The organism is Hansschlegelia beijingensis, from assembly GCF_045505405.1.
Classification (GTDB): Bacteria; Pseudomonadota; Alphaproteobacteria; order Rhizobiales; family Methylopilaceae; genus Methylopila; species Methylopila beijingensis_A.
In genome coordinates this window covers 1-3607 of sequence record NZ_JBJKEX010000316.1, presented here as the reverse complement: position 1 = coordinate 3607, position 3607 = coordinate 1, and the positions used below count along the sequence as shown (strand labels likewise).

Here is a 3607-nt window from a genome sequence, read left to right as displayed (position 1 = left end):
GGGGCGTCGGGCGCGGCGACCGGGTGGCGATCTTCCTGCCGCAGGGCGCTGAGGCCATGGCGGCGCATGTCGCCGCCTCCCGGCTTCAGGCGATCGCGACGCCGCTCGCGCTCGCCTTCGGCCCGGATGCGCTGTCGTTCAGGCTGAGGGATTCGGGCGCGCGGGCGCTCGTCACCTGCGCGGCGGGGCTGGCCAGGCTGCGTCAGGTCGAGGAGCCTCTGCCTGCGCTCGAGACCATCGTGTCGACCGACGGCGCAGACGGGGACGCGCTCCACTACGCGGCCCTGCTGGCGGCCGGCGGCGGCGTCGAGCCGGTCGCGGGAACGCCCGACGATCCGGCGCTGATGATCTACACGTCAGGCACCACGGGGCCGCCGAAGGGCGCCCTGCACGCCGCGCGCGTGCTGCTCGGCCACCTGCCGGGCTTCCGCATGACGCATGACGGCTTTCCGCGCCCGGGCGATCTCGCCTGGACGCCGGCCGACTGGGCCTGGGCCGGCGGCCTGCTCAACCTTCTGACGCCTGCCCTCTATCACGGCGTCCCGGTGGTGGCGCAGCCCGCCGCCAAGTTCGATCCGGCCGCCGCCTTCGCGCTGATCGAGGAGGCGGGCGTGCGCAACGCCTTCATCCCCCCGACGGCGCTGCGGATGATGGCGCAGGTCGGAGGGCCGGAGGGCCGGCTGCGGACGCCGCTTCGCAGCCTCGTCTCGGCGGGCGAACGGTTGAGCGAGGCCGCCTTCGAATGGGCCCCGGAGGCGCTGGGAGCGCCGGTTGACGAGGTCTACGGCCAGACCGAGTGCAACTATGTGCTGGCCTCCGCGGCCGCCCTCGGCGTTTCGAAGGCGGGGTTCACGGGCAAGCCGGTCCCGGGGCACAAGGTGGCGGTTCTCGACGCTGAAGGCCGCGCCTGCGCGCCCGGACAGGCGGGCGAGATCTGCATCCGCGCCCCGGACCCGGTGATGTTCCTCGAGTACTGGCGCCAGCCCGAGTCCACCGCCGCCAGGTTCCGCGACGGCTGGCTTACGACCGGCGACCAGGCGGTCGTGGACCAGGAGGGCTATTTCCGCTTCCTTGGGCGCGACGACGACGTGATCACCTCGTCCGGCTACCGGATCGGACCGAGCGACATCGAGGACTGCCTCGTTCGCCACCCCGCAGTCGCGCTCGCCGCGGTCGTGGGCAAGCCGGACCCGCTGCGCACCGAGATCGTCAAGGCGTTTGTGCAGCTGAAGCCCGGCGCCTCGCCGAGCGCCGAGCTCGCGCGCGAGCTAAGCCGCTTCGTGCGCGAGCGGCTGAGCGCGCACGAGTATCCGCGCGAGGTCGCATTCATGGAGGCGCTGCCGCTCACCACGACGGGCAAGCTGATCCGTCGCGCGCTGCGGGACGCGGAGTGAAACGCCCGGACGCTTGCGGCGCTCCGGCCTACGCTGCCTTCTTCTGCTCCGCCGCCTTGTGGGCTGCGTCGAAGTAGTTCGCCTTCTCGCCGAAGATCACCCGGCGCAGCAGGCGGCGCATCGACTCGTTGCGGCGCAGCGGCTCCAGCGCGGAGCGGGCCGCCGTGTAGGCCGCGACCTTGAGCCCGTCGAGCGCGGGACGGGCACCGGGCGCCGCCTGCGGAAAGCCCTTCTCGCGCAGCCAGGCGTTCATGAAGATCAGCTTGTTGCGCCGGACCACGTCCGCCGACCGCCAGGTGATCGCCATCGAGATTGAGTAGTCGTCGCCCGTCCGCACCCAGTGCGGGACCTGGTAGGGCACGAACACGCCTTCGCCGGGCGCCAGCTCGTAGACTGTCGCGCGGTCCTCGAACTCCGGCCGGTAGGGCAGGTTGCGGTGCTTGGTGGGCGCGCTCTCCAGCAGCTCCTCGGAAACCAGCGAGCGGTCGTCATTGTCGAACAGGTGGAAGAACTTCGGTCCGCGGATCTGGACGAAGAAATTGTCTTCGTTGTCGCAATGGAACGGGGTCACCGAGTTGGCCGAGGAGACGAAGATGAAGCCTTCGATCTCGCGGAAGCTCGCGCCGTCGAGGCTCTTGTGGCCGAGCTGACGGGCGATCGAGAGCAGCGCCTCCTCCATCATCGCCCGGTAGGCCGGCACGGTGTCGACGCGCTTCAGCACCATCCAGGCGCCGGCGATCTCGATCTTGCGGACGACCTCCTCCGGCGGCATGTCGACCAGCGGCGTCTCGTCGGCCTTCTGGTTCACCTGCAGCTTGCCGGAATTGTACTCGATCCGGTCCCGGTCGAGCTCCCTGGTGAGCTCGATGAGCCGCGGCAGCTGCAGCAGCGGATGCGAGGCCAGGTCGTGCGAGATCCGGAAATGCCGGAGCGGATAGTTCGCGGCGAGCTCGGCCGCGTCGGCGCTGAGGGCGGTCATCGGGTTCTGTCCTTCAAGCGGTGATAGAGATCGCGGGCGATCGCGCGAAGTCGTCGGCGCAGATGTTCGGCCCGCGCCGAGGCCATCACCAGCGGTCCGGCTCCAGGACGGACGGCGATCAGCCAGTCCCCGAGCGCCAGACGCTCCCGCCAGATGTGATCGATCATCGGATGATCCGCGATCGCGGTCGAGTCGACCATGTCGACCCCGTCGTCCTCGAGCATCCGGCGGGTGAGCTCGAGGGTCAGCTGGACGCCCGGCGAGCACTTTGAGCGCTGCTCGTCATAGGCGGTCTTGTAGAACCAGGCGGTGCGGCCGCCGGTGAGCACAAGCCCTGAGGAGATCAGGTGCTCGCCGACGAAGAGTTCGAGGACGCGCGCCTCGCCCTTCTCGGCGCGGCGGGCGAAGAGTTCGCGCAGGAAGCCGGTCTGGTCGGGGTGAAGGCGCATCGCGGAGCCCTTCTGGCCCTTCCAGCCGCGCGCCTCGAGATCGAGGAAGCGCTCCAGCGCGGCGGCGAGGTCGGCCGGCGCGCGCGCCTCGCGGAAGTCCACCGAACCTTCGTCGGCGAGGCGCCGGAACTGGCGGCGCAGCTCCTTCAGCTTCTTGGCCGAGAGCGAATGCGTGAGATAGTCCTCGGGGTCGCGGGTGGAGCGCAGCATCGCCCGCTCGTGGCCCGAGACCCGCACGATCGGACGCCTCAGGAGGGCGGCCGCGGCCCGCACCGCGTCGGCGGTCGGGCCCTTCTCGGGCAGGAACCGGAACAGGAACATCGTCTGCCCGAGGCCGCGCAGGCCTTCGAGGAAGCTCTCGAGCGCGAGCGTCGGCCGCTCGCGGTCGATCAGCGGCGTGCCCAGCGCGCCGAAGAACGCCCAGTCGGTGTTGGTGAGCATCCGCACGAGGGGCAGCAGGCGGCGAGGCCTGACGGCGACGGCCAGCATCATGCGCGGCGCGCCGGGTCCTTCGTCGTCCCACACCACCGCGATGCGCACCCGCCGGTTAACCGCCATGCGCCGGGCCGCGAGCGCGAAGTCCGCTTCGCAGAACAGGTTCGGCTCCAGCGCGCGCGACGCCAGGTCGTCCCAGGCCGCCCGATGCCGCTCAAGCGCTTCGATCGTCGTGAGCTCGACAGCAGGTTCGCGAAGTCGAACTCGGCGCTCGTGCCGGGATCGTTCATGCGGATGCCGTCGACGATGACGAGCGTCTGATTGCCCTCCGACCCGCGAATGCGAATCTG

General features: G+C 70.6%; 4 protein-coding genes. 1 reads left to right on the top strand and 3 read right to left on the bottom strand.

Translation table 11 applies throughout. The features are described 5' to 3' along the window. The coding region (locus tag ACIKT0_RS15070) for an AMP-binding protein (RefSeq protein WP_407106133.1) at positions 1-1394 on the top strand (1394 nt) is incomplete at its 5' end. A gap of 28 nt (positions 1395-1422) precedes the next feature. Here ACIKT0_RS15070 and ACIKT0_RS15065 read toward each other — a convergent pair. The 3 genes from ACIKT0_RS15065 to ACIKT0_RS15055 form a co-directional block, all read right to left on the bottom strand. Beyond that, positions 1423-2373: a cupin-like domain-containing protein gene (locus ACIKT0_RS15065; protein WP_407106132.1), complete on the bottom strand. Its 951-nt coding sequence runs from the start codon at positions 2371-2373 to the stop codon at positions 1423-1425. Continuing rightward, complete coding sequence (locus ACIKT0_RS15060) at positions 2370-3380, bottom strand: GNAT family N-acetyltransferase (protein WP_407106130.1); 1011 nt, start codon at positions 3378-3380, stop codon at positions 2370-2372. The genes ACIKT0_RS15065 and ACIKT0_RS15060 overlap by 4 nt, the downstream gene beginning before the upstream one ends. Continuing rightward, on the bottom strand, positions 3311-3607 hold a 297-nt coding region (locus ACIKT0_RS15055; RefSeq protein WP_407106129.1), incomplete at its 5' end, for a hypothetical protein. The genes ACIKT0_RS15055 and ACIKT0_RS15060, both read right to left, overlap by 70 nt.

What these genes read in the sequence shown, in the direction of transcription:
- ACIKT0_RS15065 (WP_407106132.1), bottom strand. Translation starts at nt 2,373, where the DNA reads ATGACCGCCCTCAGCGCCGACGCGGCCGAGCTCGCCGCGAACTATCCG.
- ACIKT0_RS15060 (WP_407106130.1), bottom strand. Translation starts at nt 3,380, where the DNA reads ATGGCGGTTAACCGGCGGGTGCGCATCGCGGTGGTGTGGGACGACGAA.